This window comes from Stenotrophomonas sp. P5_B8 (genome assembly GCF_054049855.1).
Window position 1 is genome coordinate 1 of sequence record NZ_JBFULO010000860.1, and the last position, 607, is coordinate 607.

The following is a 607-nucleotide window of genomic DNA, read 5'->3' on the forward strand; positions in this document are numbered from 1 at the left end:
ACGTCACCCCGTTGGTCGATGTAATGCTGGTGTTGTTGATCATCTTCATCGTGACCGCCCCGATGGTGTCCTTGCCCATTCCGGTCAACTTGCCGCAACGCACCACCAGCGTGGTGCCGCCCACCGAGCCACCGGCGCCGATCGAGCTGCGCGTGGATGCGTCCAACCAGGTCACCTGGAACGGGCAGGGGGTGCCGGTCGCCTCCCTGCAGGCACGCATGCAGGACCAGGCACAGGCACACGCCGGCAACCTGCCGGAGCTGCGTATCGCCACCGACCCTGACGCCGAGTATGAGGTGATGGCCAMGGTGCTGGCGGCTGCCAGCAACGCGCACCTGGAGCGCATCGCCTTCGTGCGTCCCTGACCACGGTCGTGGCCTGTCCGTGCGGACGGGCCACGCTTTCATGGCACGACGGGCAATCCAGCTTGGTGCAGGATGCAGCGGATGGTTTTTCCAGGTAACAGGCCCGGCGGCCCCATCRCCATGCCCAACCTCACGCCGTTGGTGGATGTGATGTTGGAGGTGCTGGTGGTGGTCGTGGCCACGTTCCCGATGCTGCAGCGGCCGTTGGTCCTCCCATTGCCACAGGCCACATGGTGCGGTCC

General features: G+C 66.0%; 1 protein-coding gene. It reads left to right on the forward strand.

Annotated elements, in window-relative coordinates; genetic code table 11:
• Positions 1-365 (forward strand): ExbD/TolR family protein (locus ACXJKH_RS21865; protein WP_457322530.1); only part of this gene is annotated, 365 nt, incomplete at its 5' end.
• Positions 366-607: the final 242 nt, after the last annotated feature.